The 17335-nt window shown below is 64.3% G+C and carries 16 protein-coding genes and 1 pseudogene; 9 read left to right on the top strand and 8 right to left on the bottom strand.

Going from position 1 to position 17335, the window contains the following annotated elements:
* Positions 1-2: 2 nt before the first annotated feature.
* On the bottom strand, positions 3-368 hold the full coding sequence (locus tag CKO36_RS10525) for a CidA/LrgA family protein (protein ID WP_200284016.1): 366 nt from the start codon (positions 366-368) through the stop codon (positions 3-5).
* Positions 369-596: 228 nt separating this feature from the next.
* Between CKO36_RS10525 and CKO36_RS10520 the strand changes: the two genes are divergently transcribed.
* The 3 genes from CKO36_RS10520 to CKO36_RS10510 all read left to right on the top strand — a co-directional run bounded on the left by CKO36_RS10520 (position 597) and on the right by CKO36_RS10510 (position 2552).
* Positions 597-1154: a DsrE family protein gene (locus CKO36_RS10520; protein ID WP_242469526.1), complete on the top strand. Its 558-nt coding sequence runs from the start codon at positions 597-599 to the stop codon at positions 1152-1154.
* Positions 1155-1472: 318 nt separating this feature from the next.
* On the top strand, positions 1473-1658 hold the full coding sequence (locus CKO36_RS10515; RefSeq protein WP_200284015.1) for a ferredoxin: 186 nt from the start codon (positions 1473-1475) through the stop codon (positions 1656-1658).
* Positions 1659-1670: 12 nt separating this feature from the next.
* The gene (locus tag CKO36_RS10510; RefSeq protein ID WP_200284014.1) at positions 1671-2552 is read left to right on the top strand and encodes a damage-control phosphatase ARMT1 family protein; all 882 of its coding nucleotides are present in this window, start codon (positions 1671-1673) and stop codon (positions 2550-2552) included.
* 23 nt (positions 2553-2575) lie between these two features.
* Here the strand turns inward: CKO36_RS10510 and CKO36_RS10505 are convergent, their stop codons facing one another.
* Complete coding sequence (locus CKO36_RS10505) at positions 2576-3481, bottom strand: sulfotransferase domain-containing protein (RefSeq protein WP_200284013.1); 906 nt, start codon at positions 3479-3481, stop codon at positions 2576-2578.
* Positions 3482-3544: 63 nt separating this feature from the next.
* Between CKO36_RS10505 and CKO36_RS10500 the strand changes: the two genes are divergently transcribed.
* Positions 3545-4177 carry an SAM-dependent methyltransferase gene (locus CKO36_RS10500; RefSeq protein WP_200284012.1) on the top strand — a complete coding sequence of 211 codons (633 nt, stop codon included), beginning with the start codon at positions 3545-3547 and terminating at the stop codon, positions 4175-4177.
* Between the two features lie 47 nt (positions 4178-4224).
* Here CKO36_RS10500 and CKO36_RS10495 read toward each other — a convergent pair whose 3' ends face one another.
* Positions 4225-7371, bottom strand: coding sequence for an efflux RND transporter permease subunit (locus tag CKO36_RS10495; RefSeq protein WP_200284011.1), 3147 nt, complete (start codon positions 7369-7371; stop codon positions 4225-4227).
* A 6-nt stretch (positions 7372-7377) separates the two neighbouring features.
* Positions 7378-8535, bottom strand: a complete 1158-nt coding sequence (locus CKO36_RS10490; RefSeq protein ID WP_338053456.1) for an efflux RND transporter periplasmic adaptor subunit — start codon at positions 8533-8535, stop codon at positions 7378-7380.
* Between the two features lie 170 nt (positions 8536-8705).
* Between CKO36_RS10490 and CKO36_RS10485 the strand changes: the two genes are divergently transcribed.
* Positions 8706-9209 carry a MarR family winged helix-turn-helix transcriptional regulator gene (locus tag CKO36_RS10485; protein ID WP_200284010.1) on the top strand — a complete coding sequence of 168 codons (504 nt, stop codon included), beginning with the start codon at positions 8706-8708 and terminating at the stop codon, positions 9207-9209.
* A 105-nt stretch (positions 9210-9314) separates the two neighbouring features.
* Here CKO36_RS10485 and arfB read toward each other — a convergent pair whose 3' ends face one another.
* From arfB to CKO36_RS10465, 4 genes are read right to left on the bottom strand one after another with little or no spacing between them, the layout of a single operon-like run.
* Positions 9315-9737, bottom strand: coding sequence for an alternative ribosome rescue aminoacyl-tRNA hydrolase ArfB (gene arfB / locus CKO36_RS10480; RefSeq protein ID WP_200284009.1), 423 nt, complete (start codon positions 9735-9737; stop codon positions 9315-9317).
* The gene (locus CKO36_RS20285; RefSeq protein ID WP_200284008.1) at positions 9730-11091 is read right to left on the bottom strand and encodes an ATP-binding protein; all 1362 of its coding nucleotides are present in this window, start codon (positions 11089-11091) and stop codon (positions 9730-9732) included. Before CKO36_RS20285 ends, arfB begins: the two co-directional genes overlap by 8 nt.
* Positions 11088-11795, bottom strand: coding sequence for a winged helix-turn-helix domain-containing protein (locus tag CKO36_RS10470; RefSeq protein WP_200284007.1), 708 nt, complete (start codon positions 11793-11795; stop codon positions 11088-11090). The genes CKO36_RS20285 and CKO36_RS10470 overlap by 4 nt, the downstream gene beginning before the upstream one ends.
* A gap of 13 nt (positions 11796-11808) precedes the next feature.
* Positions 11809-12216, bottom strand: a complete 408-nt coding sequence (locus tag CKO36_RS10465; RefSeq protein WP_200284006.1) for a hypothetical protein — start codon at positions 12214-12216, stop codon at positions 11809-11811.
* Between the two features lie 354 nt (positions 12217-12570).
* On the opposite strand from CKO36_RS10465, the gene CKO36_RS10460 reads away from it, so the two are divergent.
* The 4 genes and pseudogenes from CKO36_RS10460 to CKO36_RS10445 all read left to right on the top strand — a co-directional run bounded on the left by CKO36_RS10460 (position 12571) and on the right by CKO36_RS10445 (position 17059).
* Complete coding sequence (locus tag CKO36_RS10460) at positions 12571-12753, top strand: CCE_0567 family metalloprotein (protein ID WP_200284005.1); 183 nt, start codon at positions 12571-12573, stop codon at positions 12751-12753.
* 238 nt (positions 12754-12991) lie between these two features.
* Entirely contained in the window at positions 12992-14443 is a 1452-nt protein-coding gene (locus tag CKO36_RS10455; protein WP_200284004.1) for a hypothetical protein, read from the top strand.
* Positions 14440-15765: pseudogene (locus tag CKO36_RS10450) on the top strand (TIGR02677 family protein); the annotation flags it as partial. The gene CKO36_RS10455 and the pseudogene CKO36_RS10450, both read left to right, overlap by 4 nt.
* Before the next feature lie 40 nt (positions 15766-15805).
* Positions 15806-17059, top strand: coding sequence for a TIGR02678 family protein (locus tag CKO36_RS10445; protein ID WP_338053457.1), 1254 nt, complete (start codon positions 15806-15808; stop codon positions 17057-17059).
* Positions 17060-17335 lie beyond the last annotated feature (276 nt).

Genomic DNA, 17335 nt, shown 5'->3' with positions numbered 1-17335 from the left:
CGTCAGTCCTCCGGGTGATGGCGCCTGTCCTGCCAGCGAATCAAGGCGGTCATGACCCATCCGGTGATGGCCAAGGTCAGCAGCGTACTCAACACCAGGGCCAGAGCAATCGCCAGCCAGTGGTCGCCTAGCATAGCCAGATGCAACATGACCCCGACACCGGCCGGGACGAACAACAACGACAGATGCGCCAGCAGCGTGTCGGTGGTCGTACCGAGCCCCTCGGGCACTGCGCCGCGCAGCACCAGCCCGATGAACAGCAGCAGCATGCCGACGACTGGCCCGGGCACCGGCAGGCCGATCCACAGCACCAGCGTCTCGCCGATCAGCTGGCAGATCAGCAGCAGGGCAAGGAATCGCAGGGCCATCAATCAGAGCACATTGACATCAGCATGCGCCTGCACACCGGAGGCGGATGATCGGTTCGGCGAGAATCTGCTCGGGTGTTCGCCGCCGGTCGATGCAGACCAAGGGTTGGAGCGCAACCGTCTTGCCCTGCAGAATGTCGCGCACAGACAAGCTGTTGGCGGAAATGGTCACGTAGAATGGCCCGGTCTGGAGCCATCTTAGCGAAAATCCTGGCATCATGAACCTCGTTGCATGCGGTATTTGCGCCGCTGATCCCGACCGGCGTGCTAGCGAAGCCTGCTTACAGCCCACGCCCTGTCTTCGTCGAAACCCCTGATAAAGAGCGCGATGTGATGATAAAAAAGCCGTTGATTTCGATTCTGATGATCTGTTTTGTCCTCGGCGCAGCGCCGGTGGCCAGCGCGGAGGAGGTTGAAGGCGGCTTGTTCGTCAACCTGACCACCGATGATACCTGGACGGCGGCGAAAGCGATCCTGTTTGCCCACGAGAAAGTGCTCAAACGCGGCTATAAACCCGTGGCCATCTGGCTGAATGTGCGCGCCATTAACCTGGCCGACAAGAAGCGCGCCTCCCACGTCCATGGCCTGATGAAGGAACAAGGCCGGTCGATCCAGGACATGCTAAAGGCCTTCATCGCCGATGGCGGGATGGTCATTGCTTGCATGGCTTGCTCCAAGGCTGCTGGGCTGACGGAAGCCGACTTCATCAAAGGGGTGCAGATGGGCAACCCGGACCTGGTGACGGGGCTGCTGTTCGACCCGAAGGTGAAAACCTTGTCGTGGTGAAGGGGCTGGACGCACCGCCTGGTGGCGCGCATCAGCCGCGATCCTTGACGGAGACGCATGATGGCAAAGGTGCGAATGCGAACCCTGGAGGATGTGTTGCAATCGAGCTCCGACGCCCATCCGGCTCAGCGCCGGCTTCATCCTGAACGAAGCGCCGCTTGTCGGAGGACCACCTGCAGCCGTTGATCGCAGAGGCCAGAGAGCGTTTCAGGGAGCACTTTGCTGCTGGCCGAAACGCGACTTATCAATGCGGCCACTCTCACCTCCCCGGATAATCCTGATCGAATTGATCGGAAACAGCGACGTGGAGGTTCCAACATGCCCAAGCAACAACGACACAATATGGGAGCGGGTGGCGCCTGCATCTGCCCGAAGTGCGACTATCGCGGCGCGCACCGCGCCGGTATCCCTTGCCAAGACGAGCGCTGCCCCCAGTGCGGCGCCAAGCTGCTGCGCGAGGGCTCTTACCACGACCAACTGTTGCAGCAGAAGCGCCAACAGTAGGGTCTGGGCACGATGCAAGTTTATCTCGACTGCTGGCCCTGCTTCCTGCGTCAGGCGCTGAGCGCGGCCCGCCGCGCTGGGGCCTCGGCTGAATTGCAGCGCGCGATCTTGGAAGAGACCATGACCGCCTTGCGCGAACTTGGCCGCGATGCGACCCCACCGGAGATGGGCGAGCGCATTCATCGGCTGGTGCGCGAGCGCGCGCGGGCTCCCGATCCTTACCTGGGGGTGAAACGCGAGGCCACTGAGCAGGCTCTAGCCCTGCTGCCGGCGCTGCGGGAGCGGGTCGAGACGGCCGAGGATCCTCTGCGGGCAGCAGTGCACATCGCCATCGCCGGCAACATCATCGACCATGGTGTCGCCGAGACCTTCGACCTGGAGGCGACACTGGAACGGGTGCTTCAGGCCAAGCCTCCAATCGACGATCTGCAGGTGCTGCGTGAGGCGCTGGAACGGGTGGATGACGTGCTGTATCTGGCCGACAACGCCGGCGAGACGGTCTTCGATCGTGTGCTGATCGAGACGCTGTCTCCCCCCGTGCGCTATGCGGTCAAGGCCGGTCCGGTGCTAAACGATGCGACCCGTGAGGACGCGGTCGCTGCCGGACTGGACCAGGTCGCGGACATCATCGACACCGGTTGCGACGCCATGGGCGCGCCCTTGGGTCTATGCTCGCCAGACTTCCGCGAGCGCTTCGACCATGCTCGGCTGATCATCGCCAAGGGCCAAGCCAATTACGAGACACTGAGCGGCGTTGACGCGCCCATTTGCTTCCTGCTGCAGGCCAAGTGCTCGGTGATTGCCGGGGATATCGGTGTCCCGACGGGCAGCGTCATCATTCAGGCGAGCGCCGCGCTAGATGTTCGAGGTGATCATCGATTCCGAGGTCGCTGACTCGCCATGACGGCTGCGAAGGATCAATCGAGACCCAGATAGGCCAGACAGTCGGCGGGCAGCTCCTGGCGGCAACGACCGAGAATCCGCGCCTCCTGATCGGCGGTCAGCTGGGTTGTGTGATCGCCGGTCTGGCCTTTGCGGATGAAGCCGCCGGGGCGAAACAGCGGGCTGCCGTCGGCGTTGCGCCCGGCAAAGCGCTGGCTATTGGCCTTCATCCAAGCGAAGGAAGACAGCTGCACGGCCTGCTCAAGCGTCCGTGGCGTCACGGGCCAGCCGAGAAACGCGGCGATGCGTTGGATGGCGCCCGGCAGGTCGGCCTTGAGGTCGCTGTAGCGCAGCATGAGCAGATTGTCGCGCTCGCGCTGCGGCCACCAGCTACCCAGATTGCGAAACCAGGCGCCGAAGGCGAGCCAGGCCTCCACATGGGCCTCCAGACTCGCCGGTCGCTCCAGTCCGTGAGCGGCGAGCGCGCTGTCGGTCATGTCCATCAGGTGATGGTAGAAGCTGACGCAGCAGTCGCGCGGATCGCGCACCGTCAGAATCAGGCGCGCGATCTCCCGGCCCGGGGTTTGCTCCCAGGTACAATGGGTCTTGAACAGTCGCGGATCGGGATGCGCAGCAAATCCCGCCAACACCTGTTGCCAGGTTTGAGGCGGACGCTGGCGTTCCAACCAGGGCACCACCGTGTCGATGTCCTCGAAGGTGTCATCGCCGCCGGTGCGCAGTTGATGCAAAATCTGCTGCATCCAGGTGGTTCCGGCCTTGGGCGCCGTAGTGATGAGCACATCGCTTGGGCGGGCCTGGAAATGGGCGAGTATCCAGGGGTCATGCAGCGGATGTGGGTCACCCCAATGTGTGTCAGGTGGTGTGTTGGGTGGAGCTTCCCGTGCCAAACCGGGGGTGCCTGCGGATTGCTGAGCGGTCATGTCATTGCTGTTCCTGAAAACCTGAATAAATTTACCCCCAGAATTCTCTCACGGAGTACTCCCATGTGGGACCAACGTTTCGATCAAGAAGACTATCTCTACGGCACTGAGCCGAGCCAGTTTCTCGCGGCCCAGGCGCAGCGCCTGCACCCCGGACAGCGGGCGCTGGTCGTGGCTGATGGCGAGGGACGCCATGCGGTGCATCTCGCCACGCTCGGGCTCGAAGTCACCGCCATGGACAGCTCCGGGGTGGCCCTAGCCAAGGCACGCAAGCTCGCGGCAGCCCGGGGCGTGGCGGTGGATTTCCATCAGGCCGACCTGCACGACTGGCCATGGACACCGGCGCACTATGAGGTCGTGGTGGCGATTTTCATTCAATTCGCCGATCCTGAGCTCAGAGCCGCAATCTTCGCCGGGATGCAGCGCACCCTGGCGCCGGGTGGCCTACTTCTGCTGCATGGCTTCACCCCGGCGCAGCTGGCCTTTCGCAGCGGCGGTCCGCCCTGTGCCGAGCTGCTCTACACGCCCGAACTCCTGCGTGACGCCTTCGCCGGACTGGAGATTCTGCGGCTTGAGGAATACCAGACCGAGCTGCGCGAAGGCACCGGCCATGTCGGCCAAGCGGCCTTGATCGACCTGGTGGCCCGCCAAGCACGCGCCGATGCGACTTCAGCGTCAGACAAACCGAGCAATTGAGCCAGCATCCACGATAGCCGCTCTTCGCATGAGCCGGGGCCCGTGTTTTAGGCCAGCGCAGGCACCGTGCTCTTGTCCGAATCGGCCGCGTTACGCCCGCGCCCGGTGAACACCCGCACGACGACGTAGAAGAACAGCGGGATGAAGAAGACGCCAAGCAGGGTGGCCGAGAGCATGCCGCCGAGCACACCGGTACCGATAGCGTTCTGGCTGCCGGAGCCAGCGCCAGTGCTGAGCGCCAGCGGCAGGACACCGAAACCGAAGGCGAGCGAGGTCATTAGGATGGGCCGGAACCGCAGCCGCGCCGCCGTCAGGGTCGCCTCACGCAAGGTCTTGCCCTGCTCCACCAAATCCTTGGCGAACTCGACGATCAGGATGGCGTTTTTGGCCGAGAGGCCGATGATGGTGAGCAGCCCGACCTGGAAATAGACGTCGTTGGGCATGCCCCGCAGGCTCGCCGCCAGCAGGGTGCCGAGCACGCCGAGCGGCACCACCAGCATCACCGAGAAGGGAATGGACCAGCTTTCGTACAGGGCGGCCAGACAGAGAAAGACCACCAGCAGCGACAGAGCGTAGAGCAGCAGCGCCTGCTGCCCGGCGGCGCGTTCCTCGTAGGAGAGCCCGGTCCAGTCCAGCTCGAAGCCGAGTGGCAGACGCTCGGCGAGGGATTCCATGGCGATCATGGCCTGGCCCGTGGTAGCTCCGGGTGCGCTCTCACCCAGGATCTCGACAGCGGAGGCGCCGTTGTAGCGCTCCAGTTTGGGCGAGGCCAGGCCCCAATCGGCGTTGGCGATGGCACTGAACAGCACCATGTCGCCCTGGGCGTTGCGCAGCGTCCACTTCTCCAGGTCTGAAGGCACCATGCGATGCTCGGCATCAGCCTGTAGATAGACTTTCTTGACGTTGCCGTTGTGGATGAAGTCGTCCACATAGGCACTACCCCAGGCGGCTGAGAGGGTGGCGTTGACGCCCGCGAGGTCAAGCCCAAAGGCCCGAGCCTTCTCCCGATCAATGTCGATGCTCAGGATCGGTGCCGGTTCCAGGCCGTTGGGGCGCACCGCCTTGAGTGCCGGGTCCTGCGCGGCCATTCCCAACAGTTGGTTGCGGGCCGCCAGTAGGGCGTCGTGACCGTTGGCACCGACGTCCTTGAGGTAGACATCGAAGCCCTTGGCATTGCCCATCTCGGCCACTGCCGGCGGGCCGAAGGCGAGCACCCGCGCCTCCTTGATCTGCGAGAAGGCGGCCATCGCCCGCCCCGCCACGGCGTTGGCCCAGAGGTCCGGGGTCTGGCGCTCGCTCCAGTCGCGCAGCCGAACAAAACCCAGGCCGGTGTTCTGGCCGGTGCCGGCAAAATTGAAGCCCGCCACCGTGACAACGGCATCGACCGCGTCGGGCTCGTTGTCCAGGAAGTGCCGCTCCACCTGCTTGAGCACATCGAGGGTCTGCTCCCTGGTCGAGCCCGGCGGCGTCAGGATCAAGGTAAAGATCCGTCCCTGATCCTCGTCCGGCAGGAAGCCGGTGGGAGTGGTCAGATAGAGGCCACCGACGCCCGCCAGCAACAGCAGATAGATCAGGCCGAAGCGCAGCGGGCGGCGCAGGATGCCCGCGACGCCGCGCTGGTAGGTGTTGGCCCCGTGGTCGAAACTCCGGTTGAACCAAGCGAAGAAGCCGCGCCGGGGCTTGTCGGACGGCTTCACTGGCTTGAGCAGGGTCGCGCACAGGGCCGGCGACAGGACGATGGCCACCACCACCGACAACACCATGGCCGAGACGATGGTTACCGAGAACTGCCGGTAGATCACGCCCACGGAGCCGGGGAAGAAGGCCATGGGCACGAACACCGCCGAGAGCACCAGGGCGATGCCCACCAGGGCGCCAGTGATCTGGTCCATGGACTTGCGGGTCGCCTCCTGCGGCGAGAGGCCCTCGTCGTGCATCACCCGCTCGACGTTCTCCACCACCACGATGGCATCGTCCACCAAAAGCCCAATGGCCAGCACCATGGCGAACAGGGTCAGAGTATTGATGGAGTAGCCGAACAACGCCAACACGCCGAAGGTGCCAAGCAGCACCACGGGCACGGCGATGGTCGGGATTAGAGTCGCGCGCAAGTTCTGCAGGAACAGGTACATGACCAGGAACACCAAGACCACAGCCTCGACCAAGGTGTGCAGCACGTTTTCGATCGACAGCGCGATGAACGGCGTGCTGTCGCTCGCGATCACCACCTCCATGCCGGACGGGAAATTACGCGACAAGGCGTCGAACTCGGCGCGAATGCGCTCGGCGGTCTGCAATGCATTGGCACCGGTGGACAGCTTGATGGCCATGCCGGCGGCGGGGTTGCCGTTGTAGCGCGCGGCCTTGCTGTAGCTCTCGCCGCCGATCTCGATGCGCGCCACATCGCGCAGCCGCACCGCGCCCCCATCCCGATCGGTCTTCACCAGGATGTCGCCGAAGGCCTCCGGCGAGCGCAACCGGTGTTGCACATAGATGGTCGCGTTAAAGGGCTGTCCCTCCACCGCCGGTGTGGCGCCAAGTTGCCCGGCGGTGACCTCGGCATTCTCGGCCTGGATGGCGTTCTGCACATCCAACGGCGTCAGCTCGAACTGGCGCAGTTTGTAGGGGTCGAGCCAGATGCGCATGGCGTATTCGGACTCAAACAGCGTCACTTCACCGACGCCTTCCAGGCGGCTGATCGGGTCCTCGACGTTGGTCGCCACATAGTCGCCGAGGTCGATGGCGCTCATGCGGCCGTCGGTGGAGACGAACACCGCCACCATGAGGAAATTGCGCACCGCCTTGGCCACCTTCAGGCCCTGGCGCTGGACCGCCTCTGGCAACAAGGGCGTGGCCAGCTGCAACTTGTTCTGCACCTGCATCTGGGCGATGTCCGGATCGGTGCCGGCGGCAAAGGTCAGGGTCACCGTGGCTGCACCGGTGGACTCACTGGACGAGGACAGGTAGATCAGGTTGTCGATTCCCTTCATCTCCCGCTCGATGATCTGGGTGACCGAGCCCTCAATGCTGCGGGCTGAGGCGCCCGGATAAGTGGCGGTGATGGAAATGGACGGCGGCGCGATCGCCGGGTACTGGGACACCGGCAGCGTTAGCATGGACAGCAGGCCCGCCAGCATGATCAGAATCGCGATGACCCAGGAAAACACTGGGCGGTCAATGAAGAAGCGCGCCATGAACGATTACTCCCCCACCAACGCCGCAGTGGCGGGCCCGATGGGTTGCGGGGCCGGTTCGCCCTGCGCGCGCACCACCATGCCCGGGCGGATGTGCTGCAACCCCGAGACGATGACCCGCTCCCCGAGCCGCAGCCCATCGTGTACCAGCCAGCGCTTTCCGATCAGCTCGACCTGCCCCAGGGGCCGCTGCACCACTCGGTCGTCGTCACCGAGCACCATCACCTGGGGGTTGCCCTGATTGTCACGGCTGAGCGCCTGAGCCGGAACCATCACGGCTTCGTCCAGTCGGCCCAGGTCGATGGTCGCACGCACGAACATCCCTGGCAGCAGAATGCCGTCGGGGTTCGGAAACACAGCCCGCAACGCCACGGAGCCCGTGTCCTGGGACACCGTCACCTCCGCAAGCTCCAGTCGGCCGATGGGGTCGTAGGCGGTGCCGTCTTCCAGGGTCAGATGCACATCGACGCCGATGTCGTCCGGAGGCAAGTCGTGCATGAATCGCTTGCGGGCGCGTAGCAGGCTCGCACTCGACTGGCTAAGGTCCACATAGATCGGGTCAAGCTGCTGCACCACGGCCAGGGCCTCGCTCTGGTTGGTGGTCACCAAAGCCCCGGCGGTCACCGAGGAGCGCCCGATGCGCCCGGAGATGGGTGCAGTCACCTGGGTGTAGTCCAGGTTGATGCGCGCGCGCTGTAAGGCGGCCTCGGCCACGGCGACCGCAGCCTGGGCCTGGCGGTAGGCGGCGTCGGCGTCATCGTGCTCCTGCTGACTGACGGATTTGGAACCCAGCAGGTCCTCGTAGCGCTCGGCGGTGAGTCGGGTGAGCTCCAAAGTGGCCTGGGCCTGGGCCAGTGCCGCTTTGGCACTAGCGAAGTCCGCTTCATAGAGCCGGGCATCGATCCGGTAGAGCACGTCCCCGGCCTCCACCAACGCGCCCTCCTGGAACTGCCGCGCCTGGATGATGCCGCCCACCTGTGGTCGCACTTCGGCGATTAGATAGGGAGTGGTCCGGCCCGACAGGGACTCGGTGATGGTGACCGGCTCCGGCTGCACGGTGATGGTCTCGACTGCTGGCGCGGCGTGCGCGGCACTGGCGGGCGGTGCATCAGATGCCGGTTGATCGCACCCAACCAGGCTGAGCGCAGCCAGCAGCGCGAGCACAAGCGCGTATCCTTCATTGAGCCCAAGGTGGTCTGAAAAACATCGGGGTTGCATGTGCATCGCATTCTCCATGCTTAGGTATCTTGGAAGATAAGCATACCGAGATTTTATCTTTCTTGCAAGATAACTATTGGCTACAATACGCCCCCCTTGATGCAACGGAGGCTTTTATGGCAAAAGACAAAGCGCGTGCGGACACCTTGATGCAACTGTGCGCGGAAAACTGGCCGGAACTGCACGGACCGACGCAGCAGTTCATCGTCTATCTCAACCGCGTCGGCCAGTTGGGGATCAACGAGGCCGCTCAGGTGATGCGAGTTCAAGGACTCAGCCTCGGCGAGTTCGATGTGCTGGCCTCACTGCGGCGTACAGCACCGCCGCACCGGCTCTCGCCCACGCAACTGCACTGCGCGACGCTGATTACCTCCGGCGGATTGACCAAATTGCTCTACCAGCTTGAAGCGCGCGGCCTGGTGGAACGCCAGGTGCACGCGGGAGATAAGCGCAGCAAATTGGTGCTGCTCACCACAGCCGGCAAAGCCCTGGTGGAGTCAACAATGGCTCAAGTGATCGCCTGCGATCAGCGCTGGCTCAATGCCGCGCTCGATGAAAACGAACTGGCGCAGCTCAATCAGCTCTTAGGGAAGGTGTTGGCGGTGTTGGAACATGACTGAAGAACAGGATAGGATCTGAACACAGTCAAAGACATCAGCTTTCACATCATTTAGAGGCGGCACCCTTAAGAGGCGCCCCCCTCTGACTGACGCGTTCCATAACGGTCAATCCTCATCAGAACGAGCAGACCGGGTTTGCTTCAGGCGGCTGCGCCGCGATTTTGCTGCCAGTCGGCGTTCCTTGGAGGCGCGGGTGGGGCGTGAAGCAATGCGCGTTTTAGGGCGCTGGGCGGCTTGGCGAATCAGTTCGGCCAGGCGTTCGCGCGCATCCTCGCGATTGCGCTCGCGGGTGCGGAAGCGATGCGCCTCAATAGTGAGGTTTCCCTCCTGATCGAGGCGCCGACCGGCCAGTCCGCGCAGCCGCCGGCGAACCTCGTCGGGCAGCGCGGGAGAGCGCAGGACGTTGAAGCGCAGCTGAACAGCGGTGGCCACCTTATTGACGTTTTGCCCACCTGGTCCAGGCGCGCGGATGAAGCGCTCGGTTAGCTCGGCGTCCGGGATACAGATGGTGGCAGTGATCTCAAGCATGAAGGGATGGAGATAGGGTTGGGATCTCGAACCGGAAGGTCATGCCGCCCGCAGGATTGAGCCGGGCCGAGATGCGTCCAGCATGTGCCTCGACGATGCGCTTGCTGATGGTCAGACCGAGTCCGCTGCCGCCGGTCTGGCGGGAGCGGCAGCGATGACTGCGAAAGAATGGATCGAACAGCTGTTCCAGATCCTCGGGCGGCACGCCCTCCCCCGCATCCTCGATCTCGAACCAGAAACGCCCCGTATCGCTCCCGGCCGTCAGGCGGAGGGGTGTCGCGTTCCGGTTGTACTTGACCGCGTTCTCCAACAGGTTGTCGAAGACCCGGCAGATCTGGGCGGGGTCGACCCAGGCCACCGGCAGCGCGCCCGCGATCTCGGCGTCGAGACGCTGCTCGGGATGGTAGCGCGCGAAGCGCTCCAGCACCCCGGTCACGACCTCATTCAGATCGATCGGTCGGCGCTGCAGAAAATGCTGGTCTGGGACTCGGCCGATCAGATCGAGACGCGAATTGATCAGTACATTATCGACCAGCCGTTCGAGCTCGGTCAGGTCGGCACCGACCCCCTGCAGCCGGTCGAGGGTCTCCTCGAAATCGCCGGGGACGTCCTCCAGGAGTTCCAGGGCCACCCGCAAACGAGCCAATGGGGTTCGGATCTCGTGCGAGAGATTGGCGAAGAGTTCCTTCTCCGCCCGGATGCGGTGCTCCAGCCGCGATGCCATTTCGTCCAGCGACCGCGACAGGTCGCCCAACTCGTCACCCCGGACCAGGCCGCTGCGGGCCGACAGCTCGCCAGCGGCAAGCCGGTGCGCCGTGGCTGTGAGACGTTCCAGTGGCCTGGCGAAGGCTCTCGCCAATGGCCAGGAGGCCAAGGCGACGACCAGCAGCACCGCAGCGAGCGCGATCAGGAGTCCGGCGAATCCGGCCTCGGCGCCCTGCACCAGCAGATAGGCGCCATCGGGTCCGCCGAGCGCAACGGCGTGCACCCATCCGTCACTTTGGCGATGCAAGGGATGCCAACCGCCGACCTTGGCGAGTTCCTCGGCAGTGAGCGGTACCGGCGGCGCCCCGCCCGTACGGGCAAGCGGGGTTCCATCCCGGTCATAGATGGCGGCGCTGCGCTCCAAGGCCCCCGCAAGCCGACGCAAACCGGCTTCGAGCGCCTCCGGCCGACCGAGCAGGGGTTCGAGCTCGGCCGCAAGCACCTGGTGCAAGCGCTCCGGGCGGCCGTGGTAACGGGATTCGGGCTGGACCAGGATGGTGGTCGCGACGACTGCCAGGGTAGCCAGACAGACCAGGAACAGGCCGAAGAGATAGATGCGCCAGAAAAGACGCCGACGTGGATATCTCACCCGGCATACGACGCGAGGTATTGATAGCCGGCGCCGCGCACCGTGCGGATACGCTGCGGATTGCGCGGGCTGTCGCCCAGCTTCTGGCGCAGCCGGGAGATGTGCACGTCGATCGAGCGGTCGAAGGCCTCCTCCGCGCTGCCGCGTGCCAGTTCCATCAGGCGCTCGCGCGAGATGACCTGACCGGCCCGCTCTGCCAGCGCCCGCAGCAGCGCGAACTCGTAGCTGGTCAGGGGGAGCGGCTGTCCGTCCAGCGTTGCGATCAGGGTGCCGGGATCGAGCGCCAGATCGCCGACGCGAACCAGGTGCGTGCGCGGTCCGGCCCGACCGCGCGAGCGACGCACCGCCGCGCGGATGCGGGCCAGGAGTTCACGGGGCGAGAAGGGTTTGGGCAGATAGTCGTCGGCGCCGATCTCCAGCCCCAGGATGCGATCAGCCTCCTCGCCGCGCGCCGTAACCATGAGGATGGGCACGTCCGAGTGCTCGCGCAGCCGCTGACAGATGGAGATACCGTCGCGTCCAGGCAGCATGAGATCCAGCAGAATCGCGTCGAAGCGGTGCCTAAGCGCTTGCTGCAACCCGCGCTCGCCGTCCGATTCCAGGGTGACCAGCACCTCGTAGCGCTGCAGATAGTCGCTGGTGAGTTTGGCGAGCCGCATGTCATCCTCAATGAAGAGCAGATCGATCAAGGGTTCGCCGTTCATATCCGCTGCCCGCTCAGATGATGCAGGCCGAGCAGTTCGAGTCGACTTTGGGGCGCTCGCCGGCAAAGAAATGGTCGGCTGCGTACTCCGTGAGGTCGATCGCGAAGTGGACGTAGAGCTCCGGATAGCCTTCGAGCGGAATCCAATAGGAATCAATCACCCGTCCCGCCTCCGGGACGAACTCCACCGAACGCTTGGAGGTTTGTTCGCGCAGCGCCTTGCTGGCCAGACAGCCACGGTGCTGCTTCCTCTCGCCCATATCGATGCAGCGGGTGCCGGGCGTGCAGCCAATGGCCTCGGCCGCACGGTTGCGGTCGAGGATGGTGAAGCTCTTGTGGACCAGCATGACCGGAAAGAGAAACTGGTCCCAGAAGAGATGGAAATGCTGGCGCAGGTCGTCGGTCACTTCGATGTTTGTCATGATGCGGTCTCTTTGTGATTCAGGCGCCCGTTCCCTGGACGAGGTATGGGTTTGGAACGGCGGATCCCCTAATCCACCGCTCCTGTGTCGCATCTTGACCCGATCCGATGTCGCGCGTTTTTCAGATATGTGGAGAAGTGTGAAGCGGCGATCAAGCGCTCGCAACCGGTCATGGTAGGGCGGGCAGGTGACCAGTCGTCCCCGTCACGCGATAGCCGTCTGATATAGTTATCGGTTCTGGTTTCCGAACTGATGATGTTGCGTCGGCTTGACAGCTAGGCCGTTTGGCTGTGTGTCGCCGCGAAGTCACACAACGGAATCGCTTGAATTTCCTAATCCGTAGAGGAGGAAACAATGTCAGATGAAGCGCAAGATCAAAAAAAGGCTTTGGCCAAACTGAAAAGGAAGGCAACCGAAATTGCGGGACAGATCCACGACATCGTCGAGGATTCGTTGTGGGTCGACTACGGACAACTGCCGGAGTTGGCTGACAAGCTCGTCTTAGCCTGCAAAGAAGTGGAAGAGTTCAAGTCCTAGGTCTCCCGGATGGCGCGGTGACTCCAGATTGGCAGCCAGGAGCGTTTTGCTTGCGTCAGTAGATGGGCTCTCGATCTCATAGTCTGCGAGCTGTCGCCGGGTGCTCCCTATGGGGGCGCTCGGCAACTTCAGGACTCAAAAGAATTCCAGCCCGGTTCGTGATTCTTTTATAGACTGCAAAGATTAAGAAATAATCGGATTCAGCATATCCTGCGCAGGGTTTATCCGAGGAGGGAGTTTGGATTTTCTAGACGATTTTGTCGCCCTGTTCGGTTCCTGGTGGGCGCTGCTCATCGTCGCATGCGGATCCCTGCTGTTTGCCGGACTCTACAAAGGTTTCGAAACCGAAGCATCACGCCAACGCCGCCGCCGGTGGCTGGAAGACTACTCCCTCGGCGAAACCTATCTTCGTGCCCTGAGCTTCGCGCTTGATCTCTTCACTCGTTTCATCGGAGACGGCGGCCATCGGCGTGCCCAGCCGATCGAACTTGGCGCCTTCTTCCGTCCTTTCGGTCACAATCCTTGGACCGCTCGTTCCTTTGATCGCTGTCTGCTGCTGGCCTTTCTCTACCCGCTGTTCGGAATGCTAGGGTTCTGGATCGCCAACGGTGGTGAGGGGAAGGTCGGTGGTTGGATCGTCCTGCCCCAGGTGGAATGGGGCGGGCGTTTTTTCGTGTTTATCCTCGTCGCGTTTGGCACTTTCGCAGCATGGCGCTCCATGGCAAACAAAGGCATTCGATCGTTTGTTTGGTTTGCTGTCGCTGTCGCCGTCGCCGTCGCCGTCGCTGTCGCTGTCGCTTTCGCTGTCGCTGGCGCTGTCGCTGGCGGTGGCGCTGTCGCTGCCCCTGTCGTTGTCGCTGCCCCTGTCGTTGTCGCTGTCGCTGTCGCTTATGCAAGAGACTGGAGCATGGAAGGGTTCATGCAAACCTTGCTCTGGGTTCTGCTCGTCGGGGCATCAATGGCCTGCCTACGCTATATGACCAAATTGGGCGATGACGCCTCTATCGAAGAGATTTTCATCCTCTTCCTTGCCCTCATCCCACTCCTCAACGCCCCTCTCGACTGGCTCTCGCTCGGCATCAGCCGAGGCCTGCTCGGCGCCATCGCCAGCCGGCTGCACACCGGTTTGACGGCCCTGCTCTGGGCATTGGCTGATTTCATCCTCGCCCTGGTCTTTCTGGTGCTGGTCTCACTGGTGACGGTCGCCGGCATCGCCCTCGCCAACCGCATGGCGATGGAGGGCGGCGGCATTGAGATGGTGGAGCTGAACGCTGTGCTAAACGGAATCGCGGCCAACCCGGGTGATCCCAGTCACTTATGGATTTACTTCATGATTCTGACCACGCTGATCCCGACCCTGATCCACCTCGTCGTCGCCAGCATCGCCTTTACCCTCTGGCTCGGCCACTTTAAACCCGTCGCCAAGTGGCGCCGTCGAGTCGCTGGCGGCCTTGATGACGACATGGACGCCCGCCTCGGCGCCTCTCTCTACCTCACCGCTGTCACCGTTATCGGTCTCGCCATGCCCATGATGGCCATCTTCCTCGCCTGGACCGGGGCGTCGAAGCTGCTGGATTTGCATGCACTCGCGTGGTTCGTTGAGTGGTTGAAGGATGTGGCGGGGTGGGTGAATCCAGGGGCAGCGCTCGACCGAGCAATTAACAGTTCGGCTCTCAACTGGCCGCAATGACTCGCCGCTGCGGTATCGAAGTAACCGGCCGCGATACAGCCCAGCCACGGATGCCCGACACCAGCCGGGTGACCACGGTCGAGAACTTCTACCGCGCCCGCTATCTCTACCAGATCACCCGCGAGGGCGAGGCCGCTCAGGCTGCCCTGGCGACCTACGAGCGCATGCTCGGGCACCATGGCGCGCTCCAGTCGGTGGCCCTGGCCGACATCGCCAGCCAGCTGCGCGCCCTGCGGACCCTGCTCGACGCCCAGGACGGCGAGGCCGGTCTGGACGGCGCCAAGGCGCATCTGCTGCTGCGCGACATCACCCGGGTCTTTACCGATCTCGCCGATAACGCACGCGACTTCATGGCCGGGCTGGCCCGTGGTCTGGATTTGCGTCGGGCCGAGCGCGCGGCCTTCATCGACTACAAGGATCGTCTGCTCGACTATCTGCGGCGCTTCATCGGCGACCTGGTGACCCGCTCCGCCGAGATCGCCGGGCTGATCCAGGTCATCCAGGGGCATCCGGCCTTCCGGCCGCTGCTGGAGCGGATCGCCGAGCGCGATGCCGCGGACCTGGCCCCAGCGCCCGGTCTGGACGGCGCCGAGCCCACTCCGCTCGACCCGATCCTGGCTCGGGCCAAGATGGTCGACGAATGGCAGGCCCGCTGGTCCGGGCTCGAGGCCTGGTTCATCGGCTCGGCGGACCGGCCCTCCCAGGCCGAGCTGCTGCGCTCGCGGGCGCGGCGCGCCATTTCCGACCTGGTCGACGCCGTGGTCCAGCTCAACGAGCGCCGGCTCGGGCGCAGCGACCGTTCCGCCGACTATCGCACACTGGCCGCCTGGTTCATGGACTGCGAGACCGATGCCGAGGCCCATCGGCTCTGGCGCGCCGCCTTCGGGCTGACCCCGGCACGCCATCTGGGCATCGACGACGACAGCCTGCAGGCCCGCGCCGAGGAGCCGGTGCCGCCGTCCCGCCCCTGGGCCGAGGCGCCGCCGCTGCGCATCAGCCCACGTCTGCGCGAGACCGGCCGCCACGCTAAACGCGGTGTCCCGCCCAAGGTCCGGGACCGCAGCGCCGACAAGCAAAAGCTCCGTGCGCGGCTGGACCGTGAAAGCCTGCAGGCGCGCGATGCCCGCCGCCGTCTGGCGACCGGCGAGGAGACCCGGCTCAGCGAGATCGGACGTCTGGATCCGGCCAGCTTCGACCTCTTCCTGCGTCTGCTCGGCGAGGCCCTGGCGGCGACCAGGGATCCGGAGCGGGCCGTGCAGACGGTCACCGGCGACGGCACCATCGACATCCATCTGGAGCCCCTCGGACCCGAGACCCGAGCGGTCATCGAGACCCCGGACGGGGCCTTCGGCGGTCGCGACTATCGGATGCGCATCACCGATCTGGAAGCCGGGGCCATCCCGAGTCCGCAGACCGAGCGGACACCGGAGCGGAATCCGGCGCCGGGCCCTACGCGGCCTGCTGATGCAGCCGCTGCTCTATGCCGATCACCCCGCCTACCGGCTGGTCAAGCGTCACATCGACTGGCTCAGGGAGTGGCTGCACAGCGAGACCCGCTGGGACCTGCGACTCGAGGCCGACTTCGCCCGCCTGGCCAAGACCGCCCCCGAGCACGACGACGGCAGCCGCGCCGCCCGCCCCGGCAGACGCCCGGTGGACCTGGACTTCACGTGCCGCCGCTACGCCCTCCTGTGCCTGGTGCTGGCGGGCCTGGAGCGCGGCGAGATGCAGAGCACCCTGGGCCGTCTGGGCAAGACCGCCATGGACCAGTCCGCAGAGCCCGCAGTCCAGGCCAGCGGACTGGTGTTCGAGCTGCGCACCCAGGAGGACCGCCGCGACCTGGTGGCCGTCGTCCGTCTCCTGCTGAACCTCGGCGTGCTGGTCCGAGTGGCCGGCAGCGAGGACGCCTATATCCAGAACGAGACCAAGGACGTCCTCTACGACATCGACCGTCACGTGCTCTCCGCGCTCCTGGTGACCCGGCGCGGCCCCTCCCTGGTCGATACCCTGGAGCAGCCCGCGGACTCACTCGACCGGCGCATCGGCGCCATCACCGCCCGCTTCGTCGCCGACACCCCGGAGGCCCGCAACCGCGAGCTGCGCCAGCGCCTCACCGAGCGTCTGCTCGACGACCCGGTGCTCTATTACGACGAACTGGACGAGGACGAGCGGGCCTATCTGTTCAACCAGCGTCACGCCATCGTCCAGCGCATCCAGGAGGCCACCGGACTGGTCCCCGAGATGCGCGCCGAGGGCATCGCCATGGTCGACCCGGAGGGCGACCTCGCCGACCAGCGCATGCCCTCCGAAGGCACCGAGGGACACATCACCCTGCTGCTGGCCGGCCATCTCGCCGAGCGTCTGTCCCAGGACCGGGCCGTATCCTGGTCCGATCTCCACGACGCCTATCGGACCTGGGTCGAGCGCTATGGACGCTACTGGAAGAAGGCCGCCAAGGATCCGGATGCCGGGCCGTCCTTTTGCCGTGAGGCCGCCGAGCGGCTGGCGTCGTTGGGGCTCGCCAGGATCGAGGCTGATGGGGTTCGTCCGCTACCGGCGATCGCTCGGTATGCGGTGGAAGCGCCGCGGATTAGTCGAAGCTGCAAGAGTGGGTGACTGGTACTTACGTGGTCGTTGTTCGTCAGGTGAGGGAGGTTTCAGTGCCTGTTGAGTCCCAGTAGCGGAATCTCGCCGTCCTTTTGCCAATGACGGTTGTCGGTCAACAGCAGACATCGATAATCCGCTCTTATGTGATTATCGGTGCTCTAAACCGCGCCTAACCTGGAATACGTAGTTTTTCTTCCTCTGGGTCGAGGGCGATCTTTACCCACAGGCGATCCGCTACTTCAAAGACGTTGCGGTTGATGTTCTTGGCGAATTGATGCACGCGCT

The organism is Rhabdochromatium marinum (genome assembly GCF_016583795.1).
Lineage (GTDB): Bacteria > Pseudomonadota > Gammaproteobacteria > Chromatiales > Chromatiaceae > Rhabdochromatium > Rhabdochromatium marinum.
This window is presented reverse-complemented; position numbering and strand designations above follow the sequence as displayed.